The organism is Rhizobacter sp. P3_B12, from assembly GCF_056402895.1.
Genome location: NZ_JBFUGN010001728.1, coordinates 1 through 593, shown reverse-complemented (window position 1 = coordinate 593; position 593 = coordinate 1). Strand labels below are relative to the sequence as shown.

Genomic DNA, 593 nt, shown 5'->3' with positions numbered 1-593 from the left:
AGATCCTGGTGCAGCTGCGCAACGGCGAACGCCGTTCGATCGTGCAGGCCAAGGGCAACGAGACGCTGACGCCGGGCGAGCCGGTGATCCTGGTGTCGACGAACGGCAAGACGCGCGTGATGCGCGCGCCGGCCGTCACGCAGCCGGCACCGGTGCCGGCCGCGCCGGCGCATCAAGGCTGACGCGGAAACAGGCCGCGCTCGCGCAGCGCGGCCTCGCACGACGGCGCATCGCGGAAGTGCAGCGCCTGCCAGCCGGCGGCGATCGCCGCATCGACATTCACCTGCGTGTCGTCCAGCAGGATCAGCCGATCCGGCGACATGTCGAACTGCCGCGCCGAGTGCGCAAAGATCTCGGGCTCCGGCTTCAGCAAACGCACCTGTGACGAGAACACACCGCTCGTGAAGCGCCCGAGGAACGGGTGGCTGCGAACCAGGTGGTCCGCCATCGGCCGTGGCATGTTCGACRGGAAGTGCAGCGTGTGGCCCGCGGCACTCAGCCGTTCGATCCACCCGACCGTGTCGGCGAGCGGCTGAAGCTCGGCCGGCACCGCATCGACGACGCGCCGCACCGACGCCGCATCGAGCCCGGTG

General features: G+C 70.4%; 1 protein-coding gene and 1 pseudogene. One reads left to right on the top strand and one right to left on the bottom strand.

Annotated elements, in window-relative coordinates; translation table 11 throughout:
- Nucleotides 1–182 (top strand): annotated as a pseudogene (locus AC1D01_RS37915) (hypothetical protein); the annotation flags it as partial.
- Here AC1D01_RS37915 and AC1D01_RS37910 read toward each other — a convergent pair.
- Nucleotides 173–593: HAD family hydrolase (locus tag AC1D01_RS37910; protein ID WP_477875138.1), on the bottom strand; the 421-nt coding region annotated here is incomplete at its 5' end. The pseudogene AC1D01_RS37915 and the gene AC1D01_RS37910 overlap by 10 nt on opposite strands.